Annotated in this window: 30 protein-coding genes; 6 read left to right on the top strand and 24 right to left on the bottom strand. The window is 64.3% G+C overall.

All coding sequences use genetic code 11. The features are described 5' to 3' along the window. Positions 1-63 precede the first annotated feature (63 nt). Positions 64-2,100 carry a ComEC/Rec2 family competence protein gene (locus tag MN188_RS05215; protein ID WP_242106526.1) on the top strand — a complete coding sequence of 679 codons (2,037 nt, stop codon included), beginning with the start codon at positions 64-66 and terminating at the stop codon, positions 2,098-2,100. Here MN188_RS05215 and lexA read toward each other — a convergent pair. The 6 genes from lexA to MN188_RS05185 form a co-directional block, all read right to left on the bottom strand. Further along, complete coding sequence (lexA, locus tag MN188_RS05210; RefSeq protein ID WP_242106525.1) at positions 2,094-2,795, bottom strand: transcriptional repressor LexA; 702 nt, start codon at positions 2,793-2,795, stop codon at positions 2,094-2,096. The genes MN188_RS05215 and lexA overlap by 7 nt on opposite strands. Before the next feature lie 93 nt (positions 2,796-2,888). Then, entirely contained in the window at positions 2,889-4,061 is a 1,173-nt protein-coding gene (locus tag MN188_RS05205) for a molybdopterin molybdotransferase MoeA (RefSeq protein ID WP_242107425.1), read from the bottom strand. Then, positions 4,058-4,540 carry a cyclic pyranopterin monophosphate synthase MoaC gene (gene moaC / locus MN188_RS05200; protein WP_242106524.1) on the bottom strand — a complete coding sequence of 161 codons (483 nt, stop codon included), beginning with the start codon at positions 4,538-4,540 and terminating at the stop codon, positions 4,058-4,060. Before moaC ends, MN188_RS05205 begins: the two co-directional genes overlap by 4 nt. Further along, the gene (trpC, locus tag MN188_RS05195; RefSeq protein WP_242106523.1) at positions 4,537-5,337 is read right to left on the bottom strand and encodes an indole-3-glycerol phosphate synthase TrpC; all 801 of its coding nucleotides are present in this window, start codon (positions 5,335-5,337) and stop codon (positions 4,537-4,539) included. The genes moaC and trpC overlap by 4 nt, the downstream gene beginning before the upstream one ends. 101 nt (positions 5,338-5,438) lie before the next feature. Further along, positions 5,439-6,455: an anthranilate phosphoribosyltransferase gene (gene trpD, locus MN188_RS05190; RefSeq protein ID WP_242106522.1), complete on the bottom strand. Its 1,017-nt coding sequence runs from the start codon at positions 6,453-6,455 to the stop codon at positions 5,439-5,441. After that, positions 6,452-7,033: an anthranilate synthase component II gene (locus MN188_RS05185; protein ID WP_242106521.1), complete on the bottom strand. Its 582-nt coding sequence runs from the start codon at positions 7,031-7,033 to the stop codon at positions 6,452-6,454. The genes trpD and MN188_RS05185 overlap by 4 nt, the downstream gene beginning before the upstream one ends. 124 nt (positions 7,034-7,157) lie before the next feature. On the opposite strand from MN188_RS05185, the gene MN188_RS17680 reads away from it, so the two are divergent. Beyond that, on the top strand, positions 7,158-8,642 hold the full coding sequence (locus MN188_RS17680) for a divergent polysaccharide deacetylase family protein (RefSeq protein WP_242106520.1): 1,485 nt from the start codon (positions 7,158-7,160) through the stop codon (positions 8,640-8,642). Between the two features lie 68 nt (positions 8,643-8,710). On the opposite strand, the gene MN188_RS05175 is transcribed toward MN188_RS17680, so the two are convergent. The 4 genes from MN188_RS05175 to MN188_RS05160 form a co-directional block, all read right to left on the bottom strand. Continuing rightward, positions 8,711-9,331, bottom strand: coding sequence for a DUF2238 domain-containing protein (locus MN188_RS05175; RefSeq protein ID WP_242106519.1), 621 nt, complete (start codon positions 9,329-9,331; stop codon positions 8,711-8,713). A gap of 97 nt (positions 9,332-9,428) precedes the next feature. Then, on the bottom strand, positions 9,429-10,703 hold the full coding sequence (gene eno / locus MN188_RS05170) for a phosphopyruvate hydratase (RefSeq protein ID WP_242106518.1): 1,275 nt from the start codon (positions 10,701-10,703) through the stop codon (positions 9,429-9,431). Between the two features lie 124 nt (positions 10,704-10,827). Continuing rightward, positions 10,828-11,703: a DMT family transporter gene (locus MN188_RS05165; protein ID WP_242106517.1), complete on the bottom strand. Its 876-nt coding sequence runs from the start codon at positions 11,701-11,703 to the stop codon at positions 10,828-10,830. 23 nt (positions 11,704-11,726) lie between these two features. Then, on the bottom strand, positions 11,727-12,593 hold the full coding sequence (locus MN188_RS05160) for a DMT family transporter (protein ID WP_242106516.1): 867 nt from the start codon (positions 12,591-12,593) through the stop codon (positions 11,727-11,729). Between the two features lie 153 nt (positions 12,594-12,746). Between MN188_RS05160 and MN188_RS05155 the strand changes: the two genes are divergently transcribed. After that, positions 12,747-13,919 carry a glutaredoxin family protein gene (locus MN188_RS05155; RefSeq protein ID WP_242106515.1) on the top strand — a complete coding sequence of 391 codons (1,173 nt, stop codon included), beginning with the start codon at positions 12,747-12,749 and terminating at the stop codon, positions 13,917-13,919. Between the two features lie 110 nt (positions 13,920-14,029). On the opposite strand, the gene MN188_RS05150 is transcribed toward MN188_RS05155, so the two are convergent. From MN188_RS05150 to MN188_RS05140, 3 genes are all read right to left on the bottom strand, one after another. Further along, positions 14,030-14,437 (bottom strand): Fur family transcriptional regulator, encoded by a 408-nt coding sequence (locus MN188_RS05150; protein WP_242106514.1) that lies wholly within the window; start codon positions 14,435-14,437, stop codon positions 14,030-14,032. A gap of 64 nt (positions 14,438-14,501) precedes the next feature. Continuing rightward, entirely contained in the window at positions 14,502-15,038 is a 537-nt protein-coding gene (locus MN188_RS05145) for a DUF1697 domain-containing protein (protein WP_242106513.1), read from the bottom strand. Beyond that, positions 15,038-16,291, bottom strand: coding sequence for a cation:proton antiporter (locus MN188_RS05140; RefSeq protein ID WP_242106512.1), 1,254 nt, complete (start codon positions 16,289-16,291; stop codon positions 15,038-15,040). Before MN188_RS05140 ends, MN188_RS05145 begins: the two co-directional genes overlap by 1 nt. Before the next feature lie 96 nt (positions 16,292-16,387). Between MN188_RS05140 and MN188_RS05135 the strand changes: the two genes are divergently transcribed. Then, positions 16,388-17,269: a DMT family transporter gene (locus tag MN188_RS05135; RefSeq protein ID WP_242106511.1), complete on the top strand. Its 882-nt coding sequence runs from the start codon at positions 16,388-16,390 to the stop codon at positions 17,267-17,269. On the opposite strand, the gene MN188_RS05130 is transcribed toward MN188_RS05135, so the two are convergent. Continuing rightward, a complete protein-coding gene (locus MN188_RS05130) occupies positions 17,256-17,936 on the bottom strand; it encodes an endonuclease/exonuclease/phosphatase family protein (protein WP_242106510.1) in 681 nt (226 codons plus the stop codon). The two genes, MN188_RS05135 and MN188_RS05130, sit on opposite strands and share 14 nt — an antisense overlap. Positions 17,937-17,983: 47 nt before the next feature. Here MN188_RS05130 and MN188_RS05125 point away from each other — a divergent pair, with 47 nt between their 5' ends. After that, positions 17,984-18,646, top strand: coding sequence for a DUF2238 domain-containing protein (locus MN188_RS05125; protein ID WP_242106509.1), 663 nt, complete (start codon positions 17,984-17,986; stop codon positions 18,644-18,646). A 3-nt stretch (positions 18,647-18,649) separates the two neighbouring features. On the opposite strand, the gene MN188_RS05120 is transcribed toward MN188_RS05125, so the two are convergent. The 7 genes from MN188_RS05120 to MN188_RS05090 are packed head-to-tail and all read right to left on the bottom strand — an operon-like array spanning position 18,650 to position 24,411. After that, on the bottom strand, positions 18,650-20,056 hold the full coding sequence (locus tag MN188_RS05120; RefSeq protein WP_242106508.1) for a protein adenylyltransferase SelO: 1,407 nt from the start codon (positions 20,054-20,056) through the stop codon (positions 18,650-18,652). Between the two features lie 3 nt (positions 20,057-20,059). Then, positions 20,060-20,506 carry a GNAT family N-acetyltransferase gene (locus MN188_RS05115; protein WP_242106507.1) on the bottom strand — a complete coding sequence of 149 codons (447 nt, stop codon included), beginning with the start codon at positions 20,504-20,506 and terminating at the stop codon, positions 20,060-20,062. Further along, complete coding sequence (locus MN188_RS05110; protein ID WP_242106506.1) at positions 20,503-21,438, bottom strand: nucleoside hydrolase; 936 nt, start codon at positions 21,436-21,438, stop codon at positions 20,503-20,505. The genes MN188_RS05115 and MN188_RS05110 overlap by 4 nt, the downstream gene beginning before the upstream one ends. Positions 21,439-21,447: 9 nt before the next feature. Further along, positions 21,448-22,227 (bottom strand): exodeoxyribonuclease III, encoded by a 780-nt coding sequence (gene xth / locus MN188_RS05105; protein ID WP_242106505.1) that lies wholly within the window; start codon positions 22,225-22,227, stop codon positions 21,448-21,450. 56 nt (positions 22,228-22,283) lie between these two features. Next, positions 22,284-23,459 (bottom strand): BaiN/RdsA family NAD(P)/FAD-dependent oxidoreductase, encoded by a 1,176-nt coding sequence (locus MN188_RS05100; RefSeq protein WP_242106504.1) that lies wholly within the window; start codon positions 23,457-23,459, stop codon positions 22,284-22,286. A 36-nt stretch (positions 23,460-23,495) separates the two neighbouring features. After that, positions 23,496-24,023 (bottom strand): cytochrome b, encoded by a 528-nt coding sequence (locus MN188_RS05095; protein ID WP_242106503.1) that lies wholly within the window; start codon positions 24,021-24,023, stop codon positions 23,496-23,498. 58 nt (positions 24,024-24,081) lie between these two features. After that, entirely contained in the window at positions 24,082-24,411 is a 330-nt protein-coding gene (locus tag MN188_RS05090; RefSeq protein WP_242106502.1) for a HesB/IscA family protein, read from the bottom strand. A gap of 71 nt (positions 24,412-24,482) precedes the next feature. Here MN188_RS05090 and MN188_RS05085 point away from each other — a divergent pair, with 71 nt between their 5' ends. Then, on the top strand, positions 24,483-25,619 hold the full coding sequence (locus tag MN188_RS05085) for a deoxyguanosinetriphosphate triphosphohydrolase (RefSeq protein WP_242106501.1): 1,137 nt from the start codon (positions 24,483-24,485) through the stop codon (positions 25,617-25,619). Between the two features lie 79 nt (positions 25,620-25,698). Here the strand turns inward: MN188_RS05085 and MN188_RS05080 are convergent, their stop codons facing one another. The 3 genes from MN188_RS05080 to MN188_RS05070 all read right to left on the bottom strand — a co-directional run bounded on the left by MN188_RS05080 (position 25,699) and on the right by MN188_RS05070 (position 26,784). After that, positions 25,699-25,905: a hypothetical protein gene (locus MN188_RS05080; protein WP_242106500.1), complete on the bottom strand. Its 207-nt coding sequence runs from the start codon at positions 25,903-25,905 to the stop codon at positions 25,699-25,701. Positions 25,906-26,130: 225 nt separating this feature from the next. Next, positions 26,131-26,343: a hypothetical protein gene (locus MN188_RS05075; protein WP_242106499.1), complete on the bottom strand. Its 213-nt coding sequence runs from the start codon at positions 26,341-26,343 to the stop codon at positions 26,131-26,133. A 225-nt stretch (positions 26,344-26,568) separates the two neighbouring features. Further along, a complete protein-coding gene (locus MN188_RS05070; protein ID WP_242106498.1) occupies positions 26,569-26,784 on the bottom strand; it encodes a hypothetical protein in 216 nt (71 codons plus the stop codon). Positions 26,785-26,991: the final 207 nt, after the last annotated feature.

Genomic DNA, 26,991 nt, shown 5'->3' with positions numbered 1-26,991 from the left:
GCGTTTCGCAGGGTCTATTTTATGGCAGAGGAGAGAACAAGGGTGCGCCCGCAGGAGTGGGTCTTGAACCGGGTCGCGGCAAGCCGTGGCCGGCTGTTTCCCTGGACCCCCGTTTTCCTGGCGACAGGGATCGGGGTGTATTTTCTGTTGCCGGTCGAGCCGGGCTTCAACGCTTATGTCACACTTGGCCTGATCACTGTGCTGGCCCTGCTGCTGGCCTGGCGGTTCTGGCGCACGCTGGGCCCGGTGTTCGTGGCGCTGGCGCTGGTCACTGGCGGCGTGCTTTTGGCGGGCGCCAAGGCTGGAACGCTAAGCGCCCCGGTGCTCTCGTTTCGCTATCATGGCCCGGTTGAGGGGCGCATCGTGATCATTGATCGCTCGCAATCGGACGCGGTGCGCCTGACGCTTGACCAGGTGCGGTTGGACAACGTGGCCCCGCATGAAACGCCGGCGCGGGTGCGGGTGTCGCTGCATGGGCAACAGGGCTATTTCACGCCCGAACCGGGGCTGCGGGTGGCAATGACGGCGCATCTGTCCGCGCCGCAAGGGCCGGTTGAGCCAGGCGGCTTTGATTTCCAGCGCATGGCCTGGTTTCGCCAGATCGGCGCGGTGGGGTATACGCGCGTGCCTGCGCTTGCACTGGCGCCCGCGCATCAGGGCCGCGCCGGGCTGGTGGTACACCGGCTGCGCATGCGAATTTCCAATTGGGTTCAATCACATATGGAGGGCGAGCCGGGCGCCTTCGCCGCCGCGATCATGACCGGCGACCGGTCGGGGATGAGCCAGCAGACCCTGACCGCGCTGCGCGGCTCAAACCTGGCGCACCTGCTGGCAATTTCCGGGCTGCACATGGGGCTTTTGACAGGCTTCGTGTTCGCCGCGATCCGCGCCCTTCTGGCGTTGATCCCTAGTGTGGCGTTGCGCTTTCCGGTCAAGAAGGTTGCAGCTGTTGTGGCGCTGGCGGCCGGTGCGTTCTACCTGGCGCTGTCGGGCGGCAACGTCGCGACGGAACGCGCCTTCATCATGGTGGCGACGATGTTCGTGGCCCTCCTGTTCGACCGGCGCGCCCTGACGTTGCGCTCGGTTGCGCTGGCGGCGTTGATCGTGCTGGTGTTGCACCCGCAAGCCTTTCCCGAACCGGGGTTTCAGATGTCGTTTTCTGCCACCACCGCCCTGGTCGCGGTGTTCGGCGTGATGCGCGACTGGACCGGCTGGCAGGCGCCCCGGTGGACCCGGCCGATCCTGGCGGTGGTGGTGTCCTCGGCGGTGGCGGGCGCGGCGACGGCGCCCTTCGCGGCGGCTCATTTCAATCAGGTCAGTTACTACGGTCTGGTGGCGAACTTGTTGTCGGTCCCGTTGATGGGCGCGCTGGTGATGCCGCTGGCGGTTCTGGCCGCCGTGCTGGCCCCCTTGGGCCTTGCCGGTCTGGCGCTGTGGGCGATGGGTCCGGCGATTTCCTGGATCCTGGGCGTCGCAGCCCATGTGTCCTCGATGGACGGCGCCTTGGGCCATGTCGCGACGCCCCCGGTCACGGTTCTGCCAATGATCGCCCTTGGGGGGTTGGTCGTGATCCTATGGCGGGGCTGGGGCAGGGCGCTGGGGTTGGCTCCTGTCGCGCTGGCGTTGGTCCTGTGGTCACAGGTGACGCGGCCGGACCTACTGGTGTCCTCCTCAGGCGGCTTGATCGGGGTCATGACCGACGCGGGGCGCGCGGTGAACAAGCCACGCGGGGAAGGCTTTGCAGTGCGCAGCTGGCTGGAAAATGACGGCGATCCAGTGCCACAGGCGGATGCTTTCGCGCGTGGCGCGTTCCGCGGCGACAAGGGCGACCTGCGCTTTGATCTTGGGCCCACGACAGTGGCCCATCTGACCGGGCGCGGGGCCAGCGAGCGGGTGCAGGCAGCCTGTGCCACCGGCGCCTGGGTCATCTTGTCAGCCGAGGTCGAGGATCTGCCAGAGGGCTGCAACATCTGGGACCGTAAAGCCCTGTCGCAAACCGGGCCGCTGGCGGTCTATGCCGAGCCGCACGGTTGGCGCGTGGTCGAAACCCGCACCCAGTCCGGGGACAGGTTGTGGAACCGGGGGGCCGAGGCTCAGTAGGTGCGGATCAGCCCGACCAGCTTGCCCTGCACCTTCACCTGTCCTTCGCGCAGAAGGCGGGTTTCATAGGCGGGGTTGGCGGCCTCAAGCGCGATCATGTCGCCGTTCTTGCGAAACCGCTTCAACGTCGCCTCATAACCGTCGACCTGTGCCACCACGATGTCACCATTGTCGGCATGCGAAGTTTCGCGGATCACCACGACGTCGCCCGAGTTGATCCCGGCTTCGATCATGGAATCCCCTTTGACTTCAAGGGCATAATGCTTGCCGGCCCCGCTGACCATGCCACCCGGCACGGACACGTGGCTGGCGCCGTCGGTGATCGCCTCGATCGGAGATCCGGCGGCGATGCGGCCCAGAAGCGGCAGGTCGTTCACACCAAGCGCGTCCAGCGGCAGGGCGCCCGACGGGGCCGGGGCCGAAGGGCGGTCTCCGTCGATCACGCGCGGTTCAAACCCGCTGCGCCCGCCGGTGGACATGGTTTCGGGCAACTTCACGATCTCGATCGCGCGCGCCCGATGCGCCAGACGGCGGATAAAGCCACGTTCTTCCAGAGCAGTGATCAGGCGGTGAATGCCGGACTTGGACCGCAGGTCCAAAGCCTCTTTCATTTCGTCGAACGAGGGCGGCACCCCGTCGCGTTGAATGCGTTTATGGATGAATTCCAGCAAATCCAACTGCTTGCGGGTCAACATGCGCTCGGTCCTCCAACCTGACAGGGGCCCATTTTGCACGGGCGTTCAGGGGATGTTCTACGCGTGTTCCTGTTTTGTGTCAACAGCCCGACACTACAGCATCAAGTAGTCTACAACTTCGCCAACGCTGCGCGGCCCGTCCGAAACCGGGCGCACGATCAGCGCGTTCGCGGTCGACAGAACCGACAACAACGCACTGTCCTGACGCTCAAGCGCGGCAATGCCGTCCCCGTCGCGCACCGCGCGCATGTAATGTTCGCGCGGGCCGTTCGGGGCCAGCGGCGCGGTCAGGGTGGCGCGGCGGCGCGGGGCGGGTTCGGCCGGGTGGCCCAGCATGACGCGCAGCGCTGGGACCAGGAACACCTCGCCGCAAACCATTGAGGAAACAGGGTTTCCCGGCAGGCCAATCATCGGTACACCGGACAATTTCCCCGCCATCAGCGGCTTACCAGGGCGCATCGCGACCTTATAGAAACTTTGCTCCATGCCCATTTCGGCCGCCACCGGGCCGACCAGATCATGGTCGCCCACCGAGGCGCCGCCGATGGTGACGATCAGGTCGGCGTCCAGCGCAAGTTCAAACGCTGCGCGCAGGCTGTCGCTTGTGTCGCGCGCGATTGGCAGAATGCGGGCTTGGCCGCCAGCCGCGTCGATCATTGCCTTCAGGCCAAAGGAGTTCGACGCGATGATCTGGTCCGGGCCAGGAACTTCGCCGGGCATGACCAACTCATCGCCGGTGGCGATCAGCGCGACCACCGGTTTGCGCGTCACGGTGACCTCGGGCACGTTCATCGCGGCCAACAGGGCCAAGTCGGTCGCGGTTAGCACCTTGGGCGCAGGAAACAGCGCGCCGTCGGCGAAATCGTCGCCCGCGGGCCGCACGTGGGGGCCGGGGGACAGGTCGCGGCCCAGGGTGATCAGGTCGCCCTGACGGTCCACGTCTTCTTGAATGATCACGCGCGTGGCGCCTTCGGGCACCGGGGCGCCGGTGAAGATACGCACGCATTGGCCGGGGCCGACACGGCCATCAAAGCCGTGACCCGCAGCACTTTCGCCGACTACCTTGAATTGCGCTTCCGGGTCGGCCTCAACCCCATTCAGGGCATAGCCGTCCATGGCCGAGGCGGGGAAGGGCGGTTGGTTGCGGCTGGCGGTGGCGGGGCGGGCGAGTGTGCGGCCCGCCGCCTGCGCCAGCGGGACGACTTCGGTCCCCAATGGGGCGACCAGGTCGAAAACATGGGCGAGCGCTTGCGCGACGGGGATCACGTCGTGGCCTTCCAAGTGCCGGATTTGCCGCCTTCCTTGGACAGAAGGCGAATGTCGATGATTTCCATACCCTTTTCGGCGGCTTTCAGCATGTCATAGACCGTCAGCGCGGCGGTGGACACGGCGGTCAGCGCTTCCATCTCAACCCCGGTCTGGCCGGTGGTCTTCACCGTGGCGGTGATCGTCACGCCGGGCAGGTCCGCGTCCGGGACCAGCTCCAACGCGACCTTGGTGATCGGCAGCGGGTGGCACAGCGGGATCAGATCCGAGGTTTTCTTGGCCCCCATGATGCCGGCCAGTCGCGCAACCCCCAGCACGTCGCCCTTTTTCGCGGTGCCGTCCATGACCAGCGCCAGCGTCTCGGCGCTCATGCGCACGCGGCCCTGGGCCACGGCGATACGTGAGGTGAAATCCTTGGCCGAGACATCGACCATATGGGCCTGTCCGTCGGCGTCGAAATGGGTGAGGGGGTTCGTCATGCGGGCACCGGATTGGCAAGAAGGTTGCGGGTTGCGGCGGCCACGTCGTCCTGACGCATCAGGCTTTCCCCGATCAGAAAGCAGCGCGCGTTGTGGGCGGCCATATCGGCCAGTTCGGCGGGGCCCGACAGGCCGCTTTCGCAGACCAGAACCCGGTCGGCCGGGGCCAGTTTCGACAGGCGGCGGGTGGTGTCGAGAGAGGTCTCAAACGTCTTCAGGTTGCGGTTATTCACCCCCAGAAGCGGGGATTTCAACTTCACGCCGCGCTCCAGCTCGGCTTCGTCATGGACCTCGATCAGCACATCCATGCCCCATGAAAAGGCAGCGTCTTCAAGCTCTTGCGCCTGGACGTCCGTCACGCTGGCCATGATGATCAGGATGCAATCGGCCCCCAGGGCGCGCGCTTCGGCGACCTGGTAGGTGTCATACATGAAATCCTTGCGCAGGGCGGGCAGGGACGTCGCGGCGCGGGCGGCGACCAGAAAGTCATCTGCGCCCTGGAAACTGGGCGTGTCGGTCAGCACCGACAGGCAGGTCGCCCCGCCTTCCTCATAGGCCTTGGCAAGCAGAGGCGGGTTGAAATCGGCGCGGATCAGACCCTTGGAGGGGCTGGCCTTCTTCACCTCCGCGATCAGGCCGTAACCTGTGCGCGAGGCGCGTTGCAGGGCATCGGCGAACCCCCGGGTGGGGGATGCGGCGCGGGCGGCGGCCTCAACTTCGCTGAGGGGGCGGGCGACCTTGCGGGCCGCGACATCCTCAAGCTTGTAGGCCTTGATCTTGTCCAGAACGTTGCTCATGCGCCCGGTTTACCCGCAGGCGGGGGGCTGGGCAACGGGGTGTGACCAAATTGAGTGCCTGCGGCACGCTTTATTCTGGAGCCCGCGGCGAGCGGTGCGGCTCAGCCCGCCGAGGTGATCCGCGCCAGGGCTTCGATCTTGGTCTTGGCAGCACCACTGTCGATACTGTCGCGCGCCATTTCCGCGCCTTCGGGCAGGGTGGCGGCTTTGTCGGCCACGACCAGGGCGGCTGCGGTGTTGAGCACCACCGCGTCACGATAGGCGCCGGGCTCCCCGTTCAAAAGCGCGCGGAAGGCCTGGGCGTTCTCGGACGGGGTGCCGCCCATGATCGCCTCGAACGGATGGACCGGCAGACCCGCGTCTTCGGGGTGCAGTTCGCGGTCGATCACCTGGCCATTTTCCAGCGCCGAGACCCAGGAAATGCCTGCGATCGAAAGCTCATCCGTGCCATCGCCGCCGTGGACCAGCCAGGCCTTGTCGGATCCGAGCACCTGAAGTGTTTCGGCCATCGGGCGGATCAGATCGCGTGAAAAGGCGCCGGTCAGCTGGCGTTTTACGCCGGCGGGGTTGGTGAGCGGGCCAAGGATGTTGAAGATCGTGCGGGTGCCCAGTTCGGCGCGCGTGGGCATCACGTGGGCAATCGCCGGGTGGTGCATCGGGGCCATCATGAAGGCGATCCCGGCCTCGGCCAGCGCCCGTTCGACCACATCCGGGCCGACCATCACGTTCACGCCCATTTCCCCCAACGCGTCCGCCGCGCCGGATTTCGAGCTTAGGTTGCGATTGCCGTGTTTCGCCACGGTCACGCCCGCGCCTGCGGTCACAAACGCGGTGGCGGTCGAGATGTTCAGCGTGCCTTTGCCGTCACCCCCGGTGCCGACGATGTCCATTGCGCCCTCGGGCGCGGTCACGGGTTTGCATTTCGCGCGCATCACGGCGGCGGCGGCGGCGTACTCCTCGACCGTTTCGCCGCGGGTGCGCAGGGCCATCAAAAGCCCGCCGATCTGGCTGGGCGTGGCTTCGCCTTCGAACAGGATGTCGAAGGCTTCTTCGGCCTCGGCACGGGTAAGCGGGCGGTCGGCGGCGGCGCCGATCATGGGTTTCAGGCGGTCACTCATGCGGGCACCTTCACGGTCTCAAGGAAATTGCGGATCATCGCGTGGCCATGTTCCGAGCGGATGCTTTCGGGGTGAAACTGGACGCCGTGGATCGGAAGGCTCTTGTGGCTGAGGCCCATGATCGTGCCATCTTCCAGCCAGGCGGTGACCTCAAGGTCGTCGGGCAGGCTGTCACGCTCGACGATCAGGGAATGATAGCGGGTGCCTTGCAGCGGGCTGGGCAGGCCTTTGAACACGCCACCGCCTTCGTGGTGGATCGTGCCCATCTTGCCGTGCACGATGTCGGGCGCGCGCACGACCTTGCCGCCAAAGGCCTGACCGATGGTCTGGTGCCCCAGGCAGACGCCAAACAACGGCGTGCCAGCCTTGGCTGCCGCGCGGGTCAGATCAAGACAAATCCCGGCCTGGTCCGGGTCGCAGGGACCGGGCGACAGCAGGATGCCATCGGGCTTCAGCGCCATCGCCTCGGCCACGTCCAGCGCATCGTTGCGGTGAACCTGAACCTTTGCTCCCAACTCGCCCAGGTAATGCACGAGGTTGTAGGTAAAGCTGTCATAATTGTCGATCAGCAGGATCATGGTGCGGCCTTTCGCCTATAGGGGGTTCCCTGAGGATGCAGTCGGGCTATACATGTTCAGAGCCACCGCCGAGGGTCAAGAGCGGTGGGCCGGATTGTGGTGACGCAACGAACGGAGAGGCATCGTGGCACGTGGTTTTATCTCGGGTGTGCTTGGCGGCGGCGTGGTGGCCGTTCTCGGGTTGAGCGTGCTGTCTTTAACGACTGGTCCGGGGGGCAGCCCTGATAAGGTAACGCAACCTGCGGGTTCGGATGTTACGGCCGAAATGGCCGACAATGCCGCGCCGCCGGTGGCACCGGAGTCCGAGGCGACGCCGGACAAGCCCGCAACCGGTGGTGAAGCTACGACAGAGACACCCCCCGCGCCGCAACCGGCCGTGGTGGACGAAGAAACCCCGGTGCAGGGCGGCACTGACACCAGCCCCCCCGCCGCACCGGAAACCGAAATTGTCGGCGCCGATGACGTGATCGTGCCATCGGGCGAGGGCATGGCCCCCATTGCCAGCGCGTCACAGCCCCCGGTTCCCGCAAGCACAGGCGACGCGCCAGCGGTGCCAGCCAGCGAGGATGCGCCGCGTGCTCTGGCGGACCTGGTGCTGCCAGATGTCGCGGCAGACCTGAACCCGCAACAGGCCGAGCCGACGGATGGTGACCAGCACGCGTTGGTGCAGACCGACGATACCGTGCCACCGACCACGGTGCCCGCGCCCACGCAGCCTCCGGCGTCGGAAGATGACGCGCCTGCGGTCGGTGCGGCCCCGGCCCCAACGCCAGCAGAGGAAGCTCCCAACGACGAACCGCCTGCGCCAATCAAAAGCGCGCCGGTCACGCAGATCGGCGACCTGGCCCCCAATGTAACAACGAACCGGTTGCCCCGAATTGGTGTAGAAACCGATGTGGAGGTCGCGGACGTCAGCGTCGAGACGCCCCAAGTCGACAGCGATGCCCCCGCGATCGCGCGCAACGCGGCGCCCTTCGAGAACCCCGAAGCGCGGCCGATGATGGCGGTGATCCTGCGCGACGCGCCCGCCGCCCGAGCCGCCCTTGGGGATCTGAAAAACCTGCCGTTCCCGATCAGCTTTGTGGTCGACGCCGGGGCTGCCGATGCCGCGCAGGCAATCGCGTTCTACCGCGCCGCCGGGGCCGAAGTGGTCGTCGCGCTGAGCCTGCCCGATGGCGCCACCCCGACTGATGCCGAGGTGGTCCTGCAAGCGCAGGAGGCACTGTTTGCCGACGCGGTTGCAACGCTGTTTTCCGCAAGCTTCCAGACCGCAGGCGCCACCGCGCGTCAGGTGGCCGCGGTGATGCAGGATGGCGGGCACGGGTTGATCTCGATCCCGCAGGGGCTGAACACCGGTCACAAGAGCGCGGTGAAAGAAGGTGTGGAAGCCGGTCTGGTGTTTCGCGAACTGGACAATGACGGCCAAAGTGCTGCGGTGATCCGCCGGTTTATGGACAATGCCGCCTTCAAGGCGCGCCAGGAGCCGGGCGTGATCATGTTGGGCCATGCGCGGGTCGAGACGGTGCAGGCGCTGATCGAATGGAGCCTGGGCAACCGCGCGAAATCGGTCGCATTGGCCCCTGTGTCCGCGGTTCTGCAGGACAAGTAGGCGTTTCCAGGCGGAGTGCGCTGCGCGCACGCTTGATGCTGATTGGCGCCCGGCCGCCCCTGGTGCGCTCAGGCCCGCGTGCGTCGCTCGCGCCAGGCGATCCAGACCACGGCCAGGATGGCGCCGGTTGCGTTGAAGCACAGGTCAAGCAGGGTGTTGGTATAGCCGCCCACGCCGGTATCCTGCACCATCACCACCGCCGAAAACTCGATGATTTCGTTGGTCGCGCCCAGACCCATCGAGGCCAGGGCCGGGAACAGGTAGGCGGTCCAGCTGTGACGGGTTTGGGGATAATGGTGCGTCATGAGGTGCCAGAGCACCCAGGCGGTGACGGCAAAGCCCAGTCCATGCACCAGTTGGTCGTATTTCAGCAAGGTCATTTCGCCGTTCGAGGTGATCGGGATCAGCTGCGCGCCATAGAGCACACCGTCCCCCACCGGCACCCCGCCACCGGCGCAATGCAAGAGCCCCCAGATCGCCAGCGCCCAGAGCATGCGCAGTGGATACTCCGCCGCGCGCAGGCTGAGACCCACCAGGGTGATCAGCACCAGCATGGTAACGATGTAGACGATGAATTCGGTATTGCCGATCGAGAAGAACCAGATCGTGAACCCGAGAACATAGGCGATCACGAACAGCGCGACGCGGCGTTCACCTCGTGTGATGCGGGGAGTCTGGGACGGGGTCATGGGCGCCTCCTTGGTTCTGTGAACAAGGTAGGGATCCGAACCGGGAGAGAAAAGGGGGCGTGTGCCCGGTCAGCGCTGGGCCGACCGGGCGGACAGGTTACTTCAGGATCGAGCGCCCGGCGTATTCGGCGGTCTCGCCCAGCGTTTCCTCGATGCGGATCAGCTGGTTGTATTTCGCCAACCGGTCCGACCGCGCGAGCGAGCCGGTTTTGATCTGGCCGCAATTGGTGGCCACGGCCAGGTCGGCGATGGTGGCGTCCTCGGTTTCGCCCGAACGGTGCGACATCACGTTGGTGAAGCCCGCGCGGTGGGCCATGTCGACGGCTTTCAGCGTTTCCGAGAGCGAGCCGATCTGGTTCACTTTCACAAGCATCGAGTTCGCAGACTTCTTCGCGATCCCGTCGGCCAGGCGTTCAGGGTTGGTGACGAACAGGTCGTCGCCCACCAGCTGGATCTTGTCGCCCAGGGCGGCGGTCAGGGCGGCCCAGCCGTCCCAGTCGTCTTCGGCCATGCCGTCTTCGATCGAGATGATCGGGTAGTCGGCGACCAGCGCGGTGAGGTAGTCGACATTTTCTGCCGAAGTGAGCGATTTGCCTTCGCCCGACAGCTCATATTTGCCGTTCTTGTAATACTCGGTCGCGGCGCAATCGAGCGCCAGGTAGATGTCTTCGCCCGGTTTGTAACCGGCTTTTTCGATCGATTTCAGCACGAAATCCAGTGCTTCGCGGGTCGAGGCGATGTTCGGGGCAAAGCCGCCTTCGTCGCCGATGCCGGTGGACAGGCCGGCCGCGGTCAGCTCTTTCTTCAACGTATGGAACACCTCGGCGCCCATGCGCACCGCTTCGCGGATGTTCGCGGCGGCCACGGGCATGATCATGAATTCCTGGATGTCGATCGGGTTGTCGGCATGTTCGCCGCCGTTGATGATGTTCATCATCGGCACCGGCAGGACGCGCGCGGCAGCACCGCCGACGTAACGATAAAGCGGCAGCGACGAGAAATCGGCGGCGGCCTTGGCCACGGCCAGCGACACGCCCAGGATGGCGTTGGCGCCCAGGCGACCCTTGTTGTGGGTGCCGTCCAGCTCGATCATCGCCGCATCAATGGCTTCCTGTTCGGTGGCGTCGAAGCCCACCAGTGCCTCGGCGATTTCGCCGTTCACCGCAGCGACGGCCTCAAGCACGCCCTTACCGCCATAGCGGCTTTTGTCGCCATCGCGTTTCTCGACGGCTTCGTGTGCCCCTGTCGAAGCGCCGGACGGCACCGCTGCGCGGCCCATCGTGCCGTCTTCCAACAACACGTCGACCTCGACGGTGGGATTGCCCCGGCTGTCCAGGATTTCACGGGCGAAGATGTCGATGATGATGCTCATGGCAAAGGCCTTTCTGATCGCGGTTAACGCTGACCCTGCGCCGATGCGCCTGCACGAGCAGGGGAAACTCTTGCCGTGAGCCTATAGCCAAGGGGGAGGAAAGAGGGAAGGGGGCGCGGGGATGTTAGCGCACGCGCTGCAGCCGCGCCTCGCGCACAAAGGTGTAAAGCCCGGTGGCAATCACGATGGACGCGCCCAGAAGCGTCCAGCCATCCGGGCGTTCGTTGAAGACCACGACGCCCAGGAGCAGGGAAAACACCAGGCGGGTATAGCGAAAGGGCATCACCGCGCCGGCCTCGCCCAGGCGCATGGCCAGCACGATGGCATAATACCCACCCACCCCGAACAGGACCGCGCCCGCGACATAGGCCCAGCCGGCTGTGTTGGGCCAGATCGGCGGCGGCGAGAAAGGCAGCAGCAGTAACCCGGCCAGGAACACGGACGCAAAGCCATAAAAGGCCACCGAGGTCGTCGGGATCGACGGGTCCAGCCGCCGGGTGATCAGGTCTCGTGCGGCGATGCCGATGACCGCGACCAGCGGCAGGAGCGCATTGGCGTCGAAGTCGGCGGCGCCCGGGCGGATGATCATCAGAACGCCGATGAACCCGACGCCGATGGCGCTCCAACGGCGCCAGCCGACGGCCTCGCCCAGGATAAGGGCGGCCCCCGCGGTGATGGCCAGCGGCGTGGCCTGGAACACCGCCGCGACGGTGCCCAGCGGGACCAGCGACAGGGCGGTGACAAAGAAGATGGTCGAGGCGCCCTCGGCCAGGTTGCGCGCCAGCATTGCCCGGCTGGCCATGTCGCGGTGCACCAGAGGGGCCAGCGTGCCACGTTGCGCCAGGGTCAGGGCTGCAAAGACCAGGCTGCCGCCCAGCCCGATGAAGACCAGCACCTGCGCCACGGGCAACCCCTTGGTCATCGCCTTGATGAAGACGTCCTCAAGCGAAAAGCCGACCATGGCGGCGATCATGAGGAGGATGGCGCGGGTGTTGTTCATCGGCTTTGGTCCGGGGCCGGGCGTCAGGACGCACGCCGGGGGCGGCGTTCCCGCAGGAAGGTATACAGCCCGGCGGCAATCGTCAGCGCGGTGCCGACAAGCGTCCACAGATCGGGCCGTTCGCCAAACACCAGCACGCCGATGGCCAGGGCAAACACCATGCGCGAATAGCGGAACGGTGATACCGCCGAAACCTCGCCCACCCGCATCGCCGAGGTGATCGCGTGATAGCCCAGCACGCCCACCGTCACCATCAGCGCCATCAGGCCCCAGCTGGCGGCATTCATCGCCACCGGCGGCTGTGCGGCCAGCATCAGGACCAGGCCCGCGGGCGCCAGCATCGACATGCCATAGGTGGCAATGCGCAGCGTCGGCACGCTGTGCGGCACCATGCGCGTGGACAGATCGCGCAGCGCCAACGCGACCATCGCCACCAGCGCCCACAGGCTGTCGGGTTGAAACCCGGTCATGCCCGGCCGCATGATGATCAGCACGCCGACAAATCCCACAAGCGTGGCCGCCCAGCGGCGCCAACCGACATGTTCACCCAGCAGCACCGCCGCCCCGAAGGTCACCGCAACCGGTGTCGCCTGCAAGATCGCGGCCACCAACGACAGGTCGACGCGTGCGAGCGCCAGGAACATGCACATGGTGCCGACGACCTCGGATGAGTTTCGCAGGATGATCGGTCCGCGCAGGAAATCGCGGGTCAGAACCTTGTGGCCCTTGGCCTTACACAGGCTGGCGAAGACCAGACCTCCGCCCAAGCCCAGCAGCGCCAGCACCTGTGCCACCGGCATTATCTGGGTGGCCCATTTGATCGTCATGTCGCCAAGCGCAAAGAACGCCATGGCAGTGACCATCAGGCCGATGCCGCGCAGATTGTCCATTACCGGGCTCCTTGGGGTCGGGAGGTCCTTCATGCCTGTGAATGGCCCCCGGCGCCAGAGCCGATTGGGCGCGCATTTGACCCCGATCATGGCGCGGCCCCTGTGCGCAGGCCATCATGTCGGGGCGTTCTGTCTGACGATATGAGGATTGCCATGAGTTGGATTCGCAGCCTTTTGACCGCCTTCTTGCTGCTCTTGCCAATGGTGGCCGGGGCCGGGGATGTGACGGTGCACCTGTTCTGGCAACAGGGCTGCCCACATTGCTCCAACGCGAAAGGGGCGCTGGCCGAACGGGTCGCGCAGGGCGGCGTGGTCGCGGATTTTATCGAACTGGGCGTGGAGGAGGCGGATGATGCGCTGTTTGGCGCCGTCATCGATCATTTCGCAATGGATCGTGCGGCGGTGCCACTTGTTGTGATCGGCGGCGACTACGCCCTGGGGTTCGCAGGCGGCGGGCGTAGCACCGGCGACTGGGAGCGGATGATTGCCCGCTGTCAGGAGGTGCCTTGCCCCGACCCGGTCAGCGACTTGCGGGCCGGTTTAGCAGTGGCTCCCGCGACGCAAGTTCCGCCCACCGGCCCCGAAGGGCAGGTGACCCTGCCCCTGCTCGGGCCGGTTGATCTGGGCACGCTGTCCCTGCCGGTTCTAACCGTGGTGCTGGCGGCGGTGGACGGCTTCAACCCCTGCGCCATGTGGGTGCTGGCGCTGTTGATCGGCCTGCTTTTGGGCGTGCAGGACACGCGGCGGATGTGGACGCTGGGCGCGGTGTTCCTGCTGGCGACCGGGGTGATGTATTTCGCCGTCATGGCCGCTTGGCTGAACGTCGTCTTGTGGATCGGCGCGGTGGGTTGGATCCGCCTGGCGATCGGCGCACTGGCGATTGGCGCCGGGGTCTATTACTTGCGCGAATATTGGACCAACCCCGAAGGCGTGTGCAAGGTCACGCCGGGTGGGCGCAAGAAACGCATCTCGGACGCGTTCCGGACGATGGTGGAGACCCCGAACCTGGCGGTCGCGGCGCTGGGCGTTGGCGCGCTGGCCATCGCCGTGAACCTGGTGGAACTCGCCTGCTCGGCTGGGCTGCCTGCGATCTATACGCAAACGCTTGCGATGCACGACCTGCCGGCCGGGGGCTATTATGGCTACCTTGCGCTGTACCTGGCGGTGTTCCTGCTGGACGATGCGGCGCTGTTCATCATCGCCATGGTGACGCTGCGCGCGGCTGTCACGACCGGGCGCTATTCGCGCCTGTCGCACTTGGTGGGCGGCGTGGTCCTTCTGGTGCTGGGCGCAATCATGGTGCTGCGGCCTGATCTGTTAGGCTGAGCGTTCGTCCGGGTGCAATCCGAGCGAAGCGAGGCCACCGACAGCCAGATTATTTCAAATAATCTGCCCCGTGGGGCGGTGGCAGGCCTTCGGCCTGACCCACGGACGGCTCAGCTTTTCTTGACGCCGTAGAGTTCCAGCCGGTGGTCGCGCAGGTCATAGCCCAGCTTCTCGGCGATCCGAACCTGAAGTGCTTCGATTTCAGGGTCGACAAACTCGATCACTTCTCCGGTGGTCAGGTCAATCAGGTGGTCGTGGTGGTCGCGATCCGCCGGCTCATAGCGCGCGCGGCCGTCGCCAAACTCGTTCTTGACCAGAATGCCGGCCTCTTCGAACAGCTTCACGGTGCGATAGACCGTGGCGATGGAAATCCCCGCGTCCACCGCGCTCACGCGGGCATAGAGCTCTTCCACGTCCGGATGGTCATGCGCGCCTTCCAGCACGCCTGCGATGATTTTGCGCTGTTCGGTCATGCGAAGACCTTTTGCCTCGCATTTGTGAAGGATCGTGTCGGTCATTCTCTTCCCCGTCTGTGGTTTGGTTTTAGCGCAGCTGTACGCGGGGGGAAACCGGGGGGCGGGATTATTTCAGACCCTCAAGAAGGTCACACAGCTTGCCAAGCGTGTTCAGGTTGCGTGCGGTGGCCGGCACGCCCAAAAGCGCTTCGACCCGGGCCGCCAGTTTTGAGCGGCCAATGCCGTCAGGGGCGTGCAGGCAGAAAGCCCCGTCGATCAGGGCAAACTGCTCATCCGCCGTGGCCAGAGCTTCTAGCGCTGCGAGGTCGGACTTTACCGCGCCGGTCAGAAACCAGACATGGCCGGTCTTGGGCGCGGCGAAGGCCTCAGGAAACGGGAAAGCATCCCGGATCGCACGGACCCTGTCGCCGGGCAGCAGAAAAGCGGCCGGGCGAAAACCTTGCGCGGCCTCGATCCCGTCGCGGACCGCCGCCGTGAACGCCACCGGATCGACCGCGCCCCGAAACACCGCGTTGCCAGACTGGATATAGGTCGCCACGTCCTTGGCGCCCAACCCTGCCAGAAGCGTCCGCAAGTCGGCCATCGGCAGCCTGCCGTGCCCGCCCACGTTCACTCCGCGCAGCAGAAGGCACCAGGTTTGCATCACACCAGATCCGGTTCGCGCCCGACTTTGTTGGCCAATGGGGCCACCGTCAGCCCCTGCACGATGATCGAGAAGATCACGATGATATAGGTCGCGGTCAGAATCAGCGGTTTCCATTCGCCCTCAGGCAGCGACAGCGCCAGCGCGACGGAAATGCCGCCCTTTAGCCCGCCCCAGGTCATGATCGGGATCACACCCTTGGAGAAGGTTCGGAAGGGCTTGAGCACCAGAACCGGCACGGCGACAGCAGCCAGCCGCGCCACCAGCGCCAGGGCGATCGCCATGATCCCGGCCATAACCGCGTCGCCGGTGAAGGCGACCGCGAAGACCTCAAAGCCGATCATCAGGAACAGCACTGCGTTCAGGATCTCGTCAATCAGTTTCCAGAAGGCGTCGACATATTCGCGGGTGATCACGGTCATGCCGTGTTTCGTGCCGACGTCGCCGATCAAAAGCCCGGCGCAGACCGCCATGATCGGGGCCGAGACATGCAGCGCCACGGCAAGTTCGTAGCCGCCGAAGGCGAGGCCAAGGGTCAACAGAACCTCAAGTGAATAATCGTCAATGCGACGCATCACCCGGAAGGTCAGCCAGCCCAGCACCACGCCCAGAAGCGCGCCGCCGACGGCCTCTTGCACGAACAATTTCGCCGCATCCGCCAGCCCGCCGCCACCGTGCGCGTCGTGTCCATGCGGAAAGGCGATTCCCACAAGCACCAGGAACACCACGTATCCGACGCCGTCGTTGAACAGGCTTTCCCCGGCGATCTTGGTCTCAAGCGATTTCTGCAGGTTCGCCTCGCGCAGCACACCCAGCACCGCGACCGGGTCCGTCGGCGTTACCACCGCCCCGAACACCAGCGCGATCAGAAGTGGCATGCCGGTGATCCAGCTGAAGCCCACACCCACGATCACCGTGGACAGGGCCACGCCCATTGTCGCCATCAGGAAGACAAGCCGCCATTGCGCCCTCAGATCCGAGATCTTCACATGAAGCGCACCGGCAAACAGCAACAGCCCCAGCATGCCCTCAAGCAGCGCGTCGGAAAAGTCGATCGCGGTGACCACGCTGCGCACATTGTCGGCAATGCCAAGCCCCGGCGCGATTAGATCCACGCCCATCACACCCAAAGACGCCAGAAGCGAGACCACCAGGATGCCGATGGCGCTGGGCAGTTTCAGAAACAAGTAGTTGATGGCGCCGAAAACGCCGGCCAGAACGATAAGAAGCGATGCGATCTGCAGAAAGGTCATGTTTGCCCCGTCAAATTTGATTTTCGCCTGAATAGCACGGAGATTTCGCCGGTGGAATGGCTTGACTTGCCCTGCGACGCCGGGTCCTGTCGCCGGATGGATGCAAAACTGAATATGGAAGCCCGCGGAGCCGGTGCCCTGATCGCGATCTTTCTGATCCTGGCGGTGAACCAGGTGGTGATCAAAGTCACGAATGACGGGCTGCAACCGGTGTTCGGTGCCGCGTTGCGGTCGCTAGGGGCTGTGATGGTGATCGGACTGTGGATGCGCTTTCGCGGCGTGCGGTTGGATTTCACCCCCGGCACGATCGGTGCGGGCGTTCTGGCCGGGCTGATCTTCGCGGCGGAGTTCATCTGCCTGTTCGTCGCGCTGGACCTGACCACGGTGACCCGGGTCAGCGTGATCTTCTATTCCATGCCGGTCTGGATGGCGCTGACGGCGCATTTCGTGCTGCCGGGTGAACGCCTGACCCCGGTGAAATCCGTGGGGCTGGCGCTGGCCTTCGCCGGTGTCACCTGGGCCATCGTTGACCGTTCGGGCCTTGGGGGTGAGGCATCGCTGGCCGGCGATCTGGCCGCGCTGGCCGCCGCGCTCGGCTGGATGGGCGTGTCCCTGTCTGCCCGTGTCACCCGGTTGCGCGAGCTGGGGCCTGAGATGCAGATGTGGTGGCAGGTCGCCGTGTCTGCCCCGGTGATGCTGATCGCCGCGCTGTTCTTCGGCCCCTTCGTGCGGGACTTTCAGCCGGCCCACATCGCGGGCCTTGCTTTCCAGATCGTTTTTGTCGCCACCGGCGCCTTCATGGCGTGGTTTTGGCTCCTGAAACGCTACAAGGCGTCTTCGGTCGCCTCATTCGCCTTCCTGTCGCCGATTTTCGGCGTGGCGATGGGCTGGGCCTGGCTGGGGGAAACCGTGACGCCATCCCTGATCGGCGCGCTGGTGCTGGTCGCGGTCGGGATCGTGTTGATCAACCGCCGGTAAGGGCCACGTCGGCCCAGACAGGCAGGTGGTCGGATGCAATCTTGGCACGTTTCGTCTCAACCACCCCGGCATCGCGCAGGGTAAGCCCGTGTGACAGCGCCACCCGGTCCAGTGCAGCCATTGGGCGTGCGGCGTGATAGGAATGGCCGGGACTGTGGAGGGTGTAGTCGTCATGCAGCGCCTCAAACCCCTGGCTGGCGGACCATTCGTTGAAATCGCCCAGAATGGCGGTGGGCATCGGGTGGCCGTCCAAGGTCTCGGACAAGGTCGCAAGTTGGCGCATCCGGTGGCGGCGCATCAGGCCCAGATGCACGCCCACGACGCGCAGGCGCCCGGCCACCTCGACCGAGACCGCGCCACGTGGCTCAAAACCGGGCAGCTCGATCCGGGTCGGGGCTGCGATGGACAGGCCTTTGCGCACCAGAATGGCGTTGCCGTGGCTGCCCAGCGACACGCCATTGGCCGCCAGATCCACCGGCACAAAATCGCTCTCATCCTCGATCAACCGGCGCGCCAGCGCGGCGGGGCGGGGACCCAGCCGACGGTCGGCCTCTTGCAGCACGACCACGTCCGCCCCGGTCTGATTGATCACGTCCATCACCCGGTGCGGGTCACGGCGGCGATCCAGACCAATGGCCTTGCGCATGTTGTAAGTCACAAGTTTCATCGCCACAGATATAGGCACGATCCGCAACAATTGAAGCCGGGCGTCGGGTGCACTACACCAGTGGCATGGTGGTCTATGGTCAAAGCTATGTCGTCTATGCGGTCTGGCTGTTCCTTCTGGGGACGGCCAGCTTCGCGCTTTATGAACAGAACTGGGAGATGGTGTTCATCGCCACCGGCACCCTGTTCGCCTCGATCGTGCCTGCGTTTCTGGCCGACCGGCTGCACATCCGCGTGCCGGTCAGCTTTTACGCCGGGATCGTGCTGTTTCTGTTTGGCACACTGTTTCTGGGCGAGGCTTTCGACTTTTATGAACGCTTCGCCTGGTGGGATATCGTGATGCATGGCGCCTCGGCGATGGGGTTCGGCCTGATGGGCGTCATCTTTGCCCTGACCTTGTTCGAGGGCGACAAATACGCGGCCCCCGCCTGGGCGATTTCCGTGATTGCTTTTACCTTCGCCCTGGCCATCGGCACGCTGTGGGAGGTGTTCGAGTTTGCGATGGATCAGGCGTTTGGCCTGAACATGCAGAAAAGCGGTCTGAACGACACGATGAGCGACCTGATCATCGATGCCATCGGCGCGTTTTTTGGCGCAATGGCGGGCTTTGGCTATCTCAAGGGACGCGAACGCTGGGGGCTGCCGGGCATGATCGCCGAGTTCGTGCGCCGTAACCGGGCGATGTTTCGCAAATCCGGCCCGTCCGACTAGGTCCTAGGTGCCGCAGAACGTTTGTAACACCCGTTCGTGATTTTCCGGCGGCAGGGCCAGATCGCCCTGGTCGGGCTGGTTCTCAAAGGGATGCGCCAGCACCGTATTCAGGCGATGGAACAGCGCGAAATCACCCGTGAGCCCGGCCTGAATCGCCTGCTCGATCCGGTGGTTGCGCGGGATGAAGGCGGGGTTGGTATTGCGCATTGTCGCCTGCGGGTCCCCGGGTTCGCGTGCCAGCCGCGCCTGCCAATCCGGTGCCCAGCTGTCCCAAGCGCCCTCATCCGTGATATGCGCGGCGGCTGCGCCATCCGCCAGCGCCCGGAACGTATTGGTAAAATCCGCCTGGCTTGTCGCCATGCGCTGCAAAAGCCCGGTGATCAGCGCCAGATCGCCCTCTTCCTGCGTCTTCAGCCCCAGCTTGGCGCGAAACAGCCGCATCCAGTCGGCCTGATAGAGCTGGGAAAAGCCGTTGACCGCCTCGGTGGCGGCCTCGACCGCCGCCTCGCGCTCCCCCATCAGGGGCAACAGGCTGGTCGCCAGCTGGGCCAGGTTCCAGACCGCGATATCGGGCTGCTGCTGATAGGCATAGCGCCCGAACTGGTCGATCGAGCTGAACAGCGTGGCGGGGTGATAGGCATCCATGAAGGCACAGGGGCCATAGTCGATCGTTTCGCCCGAGACCGCCATGTTGTCGGTGTTCATCACGCCGTGGATGAAGCCGATGCTCATCCACTTGGCAATCAGCCCGGCCTGCGCGGAAACGATGGCACGGAGCAGCTCCAGCGGTGTATCCACGTCGGGATAATGGCGTGCGATCACATGAGCCGTCAGCGCCTCAAGCGCCTCGGTATCCCCGCGCGCCGCCAGCGCCTGGAAGGTGCCCACGCGGATATGGCTGGCAGCCACCCGCGTCAGGATCGCGCCCGGAAAGGCTTGTTCGCGCTGGACTTTCTCGCCCGTCGTCACGGCGGCCAAAGCGCGGGTGGTCGGTACGCCAAGCGCATGCATCGCCTCGCTGACCACATATTCGCGCAAGATCGGCCCCAGCCAGGCGCGCCCGTCGCCGTTGCGCGAATAGGGCGTGCGTCCGGCGCCCTTGAGCTGAATGTCACGTCGGCCATTTTGCCCGATGACCTCGCCCAGCAGCACCGCGCGTCCGTCGCCCAGCTGCGGCACCCAATTGCCGAACTGATGCCCGGCATAAAGCTGCGCCAGCGGGGCGGCCCCATCGGGAAGTGTGTTTCCGGCCAGAATGTCCGGGCTCAGCGCAGCGGGGTCCAATCCCAGCTCCCGCGCCAAACCGGCATTCACCGCGATGATCTGCGGATTGCGCACCGGGGTTGGCGCCTGCGGGGTAAACAGCCTGTCAGGCAGGCGGGCATAGGAATTATCGAAGGGCCATGACATTGCTTATACCGCGCGCGTCATCAGAACCGTCTGGTCACGATGCGCGAAACCAAGACGCTGACCCAGACGCCGCGCCGCATCGTTGTCCGCGGCAACCTCAAGGTGCAGCGCGGTTATCCCCTGTTCGGACAGGGCGCGCGCCAGGCTTGCCAGCGCCTCGGACCCCATGCCGCGCCCGCGGACTTTTTCGCGGATGAAAAAGGCGTCGATCCTCGCTTCCAGCCCACCGCGTGCGATCGACCAGCCGAAGCTTGCCGCGATGAACCCCACTGGGGCCGAACGCGGGCCGATCAGCCAGATCGCACCATACGGCGTGCCCTCCAGCAGCGGGTAAAGCGCGTCGCGACGGGCCGCGTCATCCTGGGTGATCCCCTCAAGCGCATGAGCGCGTTCGACAAGCGTGACCAGCCGGTCCAGATCGTCGGTTGAGGCCAGCCTGAGCGCGCTCACAACCGGCCCAGCCGCGCGGTCAGCAGGGCAAAGAGCCCGTCCGAATCCACGTCACCGATGAACAGCGCATTCGGCGCGCGATCGGTCACGCCCCACCAATCTGCAACCGTCATGCCCAGTGTCAGGTCCGACCGGGTTTCGACAGCGACGTTAACCCGCCGCCCGGTGAACAGATCGGGCGCGATCAGAAAGGCGGTGACGCAAGGGTCATGCAGCGGCGCACCATCCGAGCCGTATTTCTCGCGGTCGAACCGTTCGAAGAAATCGGTCATCTGGGCCACGGCGATGCCGACTTTGGTCTCCAGTGCGCGAAAGGCATCGTTGCGCGCTTTGGTGACCAGCGCCTTGTGAGTGACGTCCAGCGGCATCACCACGATATCGACACCGGATTTAAACACAATATCAGCAGCTTGTGGGTCAACATAGATGTTGAATTCAGCCGCCGGGGTGACGTTGCCCACCTCGAAATAGGCCCCGCCCATCAGAACGATCTGCTGCACCCGGTCGACAATATCCGGCGCGCGGGAAAACGCGGTGGCGATGTTGGTGAGCGGCCCCAGCGGGCACAGGGTGACGCTGCCCGAAGGCTCATCCCGCAGGGTATCGATGATGAAATCCACCGCGTGGGCGTCCTGGAGCGGCATCGTCGGATCAGGCAGCTCGGGTCCGTCCAGCCCGGTCTTGCCATGCACGTATTCGGCAGTGACAAGCGGGCGTTCCAGTGGTGCGTCGCAACCGGCGAAGACCTTCACATCCGTGCGCCCCGCCAGTTCACACACGATGCGCGCGTTCTTCTGGGTCAGCGGCAGCGGCACGTTGCCCGCCACGGCGGTGATGCCCAGAACGTCAAGCTCAGGGCTGGCGAGCGCCAGAAGGATGGCCACGGCGTCGTCTTGCCCCGGATCCGTGTCGATGATGATTTTACGTGTCATGTCATGTCCTTATGCAGCAAGCTCAACCCAGATCGGCACGTGATCTGACGGTTTTTCGCGCCCGCGCACTTCTTTGTCGATTTGGCAGTCGACCAGAAGGTCGGCGCATTGCGGCGACAACAGGAAATGGTCGATCCGAATGCCATCATTGCGCTGCCAGGACCCGCGCTGGAAATCCCAAAACGTGTATTGCTCGGGTGCTGGGTTGCGGGCGCGGAAAGCGTCGGTCAGCCCCAGGTTCACGATCCGGCGATAGGCGTCGCGGCTGTCCAAGCGATACAGCGCGTCCTCGGTCCAGTCTTCGGGGCGGGCCGCGTCTTCGGCTTGCGGAATGATGTTGAAATCCCCGGCCATGAAGAACGGTTCTTCTTGCAATAACAATTCTTTGGCACGGGATCTTAAACGCTCCATCCAGGCCAGTTTATAGTCATATTTCGGTCCTGGCACCGGGTTTCCGTTGGGCAGATACAGCCCACAGATGCGCACAGCCGTGTCGCCCACCACGGTCGCTTCGATATAGCGCGCCTGTTCGTCGGTCTCATCCCCCGGCAGGCCGCGCACCACGTCTTCCAACGGGTATTTCGACAAAAGCGCGACGCCGTTGAAGGATTTTTGTCCATGTGTTTCAACGCTGTAGCCGAGGTTCTCAAAGTGCTCGCGGGGAAAGCCCTCATCGACCGACTTGATCTCTTGCAAGATCGCCACGTCCGGCTTGGCCTCCTCCAGCCAATCGGTCAGGGCGGGCAGCCGGGCCTTGATGCCGTTGATGTTGAAACTGGCGATTTTCATGGGGACCTCCGCGCGACACTGGCCCCATGTAACGGGCATTGCGCCATGGGCACAAGTCAGGACGCGGCGATATGGTTCCCGGCGGCGTGGGCCGAGGCCCAGGCCCATTGGAAATTGTAGCCGCCCAGCCAGCCCGTGACATCCACGCATTCACCGATGAAATACAGACCCGGCGTGGTTTTTGACATCATCGTGCGGCTGTCCAGCCCGTCGGTGTCGATCCCGCCCAAGGTGACCTCGGCGGTGCGGTAGCCCTCCGAGCCGTTCGGGATGAGCTGCCAGTGCGACAACGCATGTTCAAGGCTCCGCAGGCGGGTGTCGCTCTGATCGGCCAGGTTGCCGGTCAGCCCCAGCGGGTTGGACAGGTGATCAACCAGCCGGGCGGGCAGGTGGCGGGCAAGCTCGGTTGTCAGGTTGCGCCGCCCTTCCAGTTGCCGCTGTGCTGCGAGAAGATCGAACAGCGGCAGGTCGGGGATCAGGTTCACCTCGATCGGTTCACCTTCGCGCCAGTAAGAGCTGATTTGCAGGATCGCGGGGCCGGACAGGCCGCGATGGGTGAACAGCATCGCCTCGTCAAACGTCGCGCGGGCGTTCGAGATGCGCACGGGCAGCGACAGGCCGGACAGGGCGGCAAAGCGTCCCTCGGGAAAGGTCAGCGGCACAAGGCCGGGGCGCGTTTCGGTCAACGCATGGCCAAACTGACGTGCGATGTCATAGGCAAGCCCGGTCGCGCCCATTTTGGGGATCGATTTTCCACCAGTGGCGATGACAAGGTTTGCGCAACGCACCCGACCTGTGGGCAGGGTCAGGGTGAACCCGTCGTCATCCTGCGCGATGGACTGCACCGACGTGTCCAGCCGCAGTTCCCCCCCCGTGGACTTCAAATCATCCAGCAGCATGTCGATGATCTGGGTCGCCTTGTCGTCGCAAAACAGCTGCCCCAGCGTCTTTTCATGCCAGGCGATGCCCGCGCGATCGACCCGGTCGATGAAATCCCACTGGGTAAAACGTTTCAACGCGGATTTGGCGAAGTGCTTGTTTTGCGACAGGAAATTTTCAGGCCCGGCAAACATGTTGGTGAAGTTACAGCGCCCGCCACCGGAAATTCGGATCTTCTCGCCCGGCTTTTTCGCGTGGTCCAGCACAAGGGTGGACTTGCCGCTGCGCGCCGCTTCGGCGCCGCAAAACAGCCCCGCCGCACCGGCGCCAATGATGATCGTGTCATACCGCATGGGGGCGGGGTAGCGGCTTGCGCGGCAATTGGGAAGTCACTTTTGCCGCAGAAGGCTCATGGAGGCCATGACCCCATCGCGAAGGACGAAGCGGTGCATCAGCGCCGCGCCGATATGCAAGGCAAGCAGCAGCATCAGCGCCTTGGTGCCATAGTCATGCAGCGGGCGGATCATGTCATAGAACGCCGGGTCAGATGTCGAAATCGACGCCATGCCGAAGGGCTGCACCGGAAGCTCATGCGCGCGGGCGGTCAGGATGCCGGTCACCGGCACGAAGATCAGGCACAGGTAAATCCCCGCCTGCACGGTTTTCGAGGCCAGGCTTTGCCAGGGGGCGATGGCGTGGTTCGGGCGGCCGGAACGTCCTGTCAGGCGCAAGACAATCCGGGTCAGAAGAAACATGACCACCAGGACGCCGAGCGAGGCATGCGCCCCCAACGAAAAGGTGCGGTCGGCCACGGTCATCTCGCCTGCGAACTTCTGTCCGAACGCCAGCATCGTGAGGATGACAAGCGCCATGATCCAATGGACCCAACGAAACCCAAGTGTGTAGCGGCTGGTCATGAGTGGCTCCTGCATAACGTGTGTGTCGGATGGCGAAACGCGGCGCAACGCCACGCTGTTACATCGAGAACGAGGTGCCGCAGCCACAGGAGGCCGTGGCGTTCGGGTTGTCGATCACGAAGCGCGCGCCGATCAGTTCTTCGGTGAAATCGATCACCGCGTTGGCCAGGAAGGGCAGGGACACGTCGTCCACCACGACTTTTTCGCCCGCGCCTTCCAGCACAAGGTCGCCGTCCGCCGGGGCGTCCAGGGTGATTTCGTACTGAAAGCCCGAACATCCGCCGCCTTCGACGGCCACGCGCAGGGCTTTGCCGTCGGCATTGGCACCGATTTCCGCCAGCCGCGCAAAGGCGCGGTCCGAGACTTTGGGGGGCAGGGTTAATTCCATCGTTTCGCGTTTCCTCTGTTCGCCGAATGGAATATAGGGGGGAGGACCGAGACCGGCAAGACGAGGCAGACATGCTGGCGACATTTGCAAGCGACCCCGCACGCAGCCGCGGGCGGCTTTATCCCGAAGAAGAAAGCGCCTTTCGTGAACCTTTTCAACGGGATCGCGACCGGATCATCCATTCCAGCGCGTTTCGGCGCCTGAAACACAAGACCCAGGTTTTCGTAGAGCACGAAGGCGATTATTTTCGCACCCGGCTGACCCACTCGATCGAGGTGGCGCAGGTGGCGCGTACGATCGCGGTCGCCCTGGGGCTGAACAGTCACCTGACCGAGGCCGTGGCGCTGGCCCACGATCTGGGCCACACTCCGTTCGGGCACACCGGAGAGGACGCGCTGGACGCGCTGATGGCGCCCTATGGCGGGTTTGACCACAACGCCCAAGCGCTGCGCATCGTCACCTCGCTTGAGCGCCATTATGCGGGCTGGGACGGGCTGAACCTGACCTGGGAGACACTGGAAGGCATTGCCAAGCACAACGGTCCGGTGACAGGTGATCTGCCTTACGCGCTGGCGGAATACGACGCGCGCCATCCGCTGGAGCTGGACACCCACGCGGGCGGTGAAGCACAGGTCGCCGCGCTGTCCGATGACATCGCCTATAACAACCACGATCTGGATGACGGGTTGCGGGCAGGGCTGTTCACTGTGGATGAAATTTGCACTCTGCCGATCATCGGTGAGGCCTTCGCCGAGGTCGACCGCGTCCACCCCGGTCTGGACCTGAAACGCCGCCAGCACGAGGCGTTGCGCCGGGTCTTTGGGGTGATGGTCTCCGACGTTCTGGTGACCTCAAAGCGGCTATTGCAAGAGGCCAACCCGGGCTCGGTCGAAGACATCCGCGCCCTGGGGCGTCCGGTGATCCGGTTCTCTGACGCGCTGTGGCAAGACCTGAAGGCGATCCGCTCGTTTCTGTTCAAACGCATGTATCGCGCGCCCAGCGTTGTGGTGATGCGGGCCGAGGTGACGCAGGTGGTCGAAGAGCTGTTTCCGTTGTTTCTGGCTGACCCGGCGCTTTTGCCGGAGGAATGGCAGGCAGACGTGGCGCAGGCGGGGGACAAGACCGCTTTGGCCCGAGTCGTTGCAGACTACATCGCCGGGATGACCGACCGTTTTGCGCTTCAGGAGCACAAACGCCTTACAACCTGAACGGCGGCGGGAAGGATGTCGGACATGAAAAAGGGCGCGCGCAACCTGCGCACGCCCCTAAAGGAACGGTAGGCTGAACTTAGCTACCGCCATCATTCCGCAGCAAAGCTGCGCCGATGATGATCAGCAGCAGAACCGGGATCAGAATGCCGGCCGAGGAGCTGGACGATGCTTCTTCGACGATGACGTCCGCTTCGACGATCGGATCGACCAGGGCGCCAGCGTTGGCAGCGGTGGACGCGGTGGCAGCGATAAGTGTCGCGGCGGCGATGGTTTTGATGTTCATGTGTACCCTCGTTGTATGTAGTTGCGGTCGCTCTCGGACCGTCGCCGCGACGGTAGAACCACGCGGTGCAGACTGTCAAATTTCAAGCGACTTTTTCCGGTCACAAACGCACAATGGCATCGCGGTGTGGCTTTTCACCCCAAAACTGAACGAATTTTCGCGAAACGCGACGAAAACCGAACGGGGAGACCCGTTCGATTCGTCATCATTTCAATGTCCTGGTGGTCAGGTAGTCGCCGCTTCGCCACCACGGGTCAGCGCCACGCCGATGATGATGAGCAACAGCAGCGGGATCAGAATGCCGGCCGAGGAGCTGGAAGATGCTTCTTCGACGATGACATCCGCTTCGACGATCGGATCGACCAAGGCGCCAGCGTTTGCGGCAGTGGAGGCAGTGGCAGCGATGAGTGTCGCGGCGGCGATGGATTTGATGTTCATGTGTACCCTCGTTGTATGTAGTTGCGGTCGCTCGCGGACCGTCGCCGCGACGGTAGAACCACGCGGTGCGGACTGTCAAATTTCAAGCGACTTTTTCCGGTCACAAACACTCAATGGTATCGCGGTGTGGCTTTTCAGCCCAAAATTGAACGAATCTTCTCGAAACGAGTCGAAAACCGAACGGGGAGACCCGTTCGATTCGTCATCATTTCAATGTCCTGGTGGTCAGCCAGGTGTCGCTTCGCCACCACGCGTCAGCGCCACGCCGATGATGATGAGCAACAGCAGCGGGATCAGGATGCCGGCCGAGGAGCTGGACGATGCTTCTTCGACAATAACGTCTGCTTCGACGATCGGGTCGACCAAAGCTCCAGCGTTGGCGGCAGTGGCTGCCATTGTGGCAGATATGGCCAAGGCGGCCGTCGGCTTTGCAAATTTCATGTGTACCCTCGTTTTTTTGTGGTCGCGACCCGTTGAGAGCCGTCTCAGCAACGGTAGAGGCGCAGGGTGGACCTGTCAAAGGTTGTGTGACCATTGCTGCCACAAGCGTGCTGGCACAAAAAGCAAGTGGCGCCGCAGGGTGGCTGCCAAATCCGAAAAAAAAGATAGATTTCCACAAGAATTACGCGTCGAACGGGGCAATCCGTT

It is taken from the genome of Aliiroseovarius subalbicans (assembly GCF_022678625.1).
In the GTDB taxonomy this organism is placed as follows: Bacteria; Pseudomonadota; Alphaproteobacteria; order Rhodobacterales; family Rhodobacteraceae; genus Aliiroseovarius_A; species Aliiroseovarius_A subalbicans.
Note: the sequence above shows the minus strand (reverse complement) of the source record. Positions and strands in the feature narration are given on the sequence as shown.

Coding starts and splice junctions, on each gene's coding strand:
- lexA (WP_242106525.1), bottom strand. CDS start 2,795: ATGTTGACCCGCAAGCAGTTGGATTTGCTGGAATTCATCCATAAACGC.
- eno (WP_242106518.1), bottom strand. CDS start 10,703: ATGAGCATCATCATCGACATCTTCGCCCGTGAAATCCTGGACAGCCGG.
- MN188_RS05130 (WP_242106510.1), bottom strand. CDS start 17,936: ATGAAACTTGTGACTTACAACATGCGCAAGGCCATTGGTCTGGATCGC.
- MN188_RS05100 (WP_242106504.1), bottom strand. CDS start 23,459: ATGCGGTATGACACGATCATCATTGGCGCCGGTGCGGCGGGGCTGTTT.
- MN188_RS05080 (WP_242106500.1), bottom strand. CDS start 25,905: ATGAACATCAAAACCATCGCCGCCGCGACACTTATCGCTGCCACCGCG.
- moaC (WP_242106524.1), bottom strand. CDS start 4,540: ATGACGAACCCCCTCACCCATTTCGACGCCGACGGACAGGCCCATATG.
- MN188_RS05185 (WP_242106521.1), bottom strand. CDS start 7,033: ATGATCCTGCTGATCGACAATTATGACAGCTTTACCTACAACCTCGTG.
- MN188_RS05110 (WP_242106506.1), bottom strand. CDS start 21,438: ATGACACGTAAAATCATCATCGACACGGATCCGGGGCAAGACGACGCC.
- MN188_RS05070 (WP_242106498.1), bottom strand. CDS start 26,784: ATGAAATTTGCAAAGCCGACGGCCGCCTTGGCCATATCTGCCACAATG.
- trpC (WP_242106523.1), bottom strand. CDS start 5,337: ATGAGCAACGTTCTGGACAAGATCAAGGCCTACAAGCTTGAGGATGTC.
- MN188_RS05160 (WP_242106516.1), bottom strand. CDS start 12,593: ATGGACAATCTGCGCGGCATCGGCCTGATGGTCACTGCCATGGCGTTC.
- MN188_RS05120 (WP_242106508.1), bottom strand. CDS start 20,056: ATGTCATGGCCCTTCGATAATTCCTATGCCCGCCTGCCTGACAGGCTG.
- MN188_RS05090 (WP_242106502.1), bottom strand. CDS start 24,411: ATGGAATTAACCCTGCCCCCCAAAGTCTCGGACCGCGCCTTTGCGCGG.
- MN188_RS05175 (WP_242106519.1), bottom strand. CDS start 9,331: ATGACCCCGTCCCAGACTCCCCGCATCACACGAGGTGAACGCCGCGTC.
- trpD (WP_242106522.1), bottom strand. CDS start 6,455: ATGAGTGACCGCCTGAAACCCATGATCGGCGCCGCCGCCGACCGCCCG.
- MN188_RS05150 (WP_242106514.1), bottom strand. CDS start 14,437: ATGACCGACACGATCCTTCACAAATGCGAGGCAAAAGGTCTTCGCATG.
- MN188_RS05140 (WP_242106512.1), bottom strand. CDS start 16,291: ATGACCTTTCTGCAGATCGCATCGCTTCTTATCGTTCTGGCCGGCGTT.
- MN188_RS05085 (WP_242106501.1), top strand. CDS start 24,483: ATGCTGGCGACATTTGCAAGCGACCCCGCACGCAGCCGCGGGCGGCTT.
- MN188_RS05155 (WP_242106515.1), top strand. CDS start 12,747: ATGAGTTGGATTCGCAGCCTTTTGACCGCCTTCTTGCTGCTCTTGCCA.
- MN188_RS05135 (WP_242106511.1), top strand. CDS start 16,388: ATGGATGCAAAACTGAATATGGAAGCCCGCGGAGCCGGTGCCCTGATC.
- MN188_RS05095 (WP_242106503.1), bottom strand. CDS start 24,023: ATGACCAGCCGCTACACACTTGGGTTTCGTTGGGTCCATTGGATCATG.
- MN188_RS05075 (WP_242106499.1), bottom strand. CDS start 26,343: ATGAACATCAAATCCATCGCCGCCGCGACACTCATCGCTGCCACTGCC.
- MN188_RS05145 (WP_242106513.1), bottom strand. CDS start 15,038: ATGCAAACCTGGTGCCTTCTGCTGCGCGGAGTGAACGTGGGCGGGCAC.
- MN188_RS05165 (WP_242106517.1), bottom strand. CDS start 11,703: ATGAACAACACCCGCGCCATCCTCCTCATGATCGCCGCCATGGTCGGC.
- xth (WP_242106505.1), bottom strand. CDS start 22,227: ATGAAAATCGCCAGTTTCAACATCAACGGCATCAAGGCCCGGCTGCCC.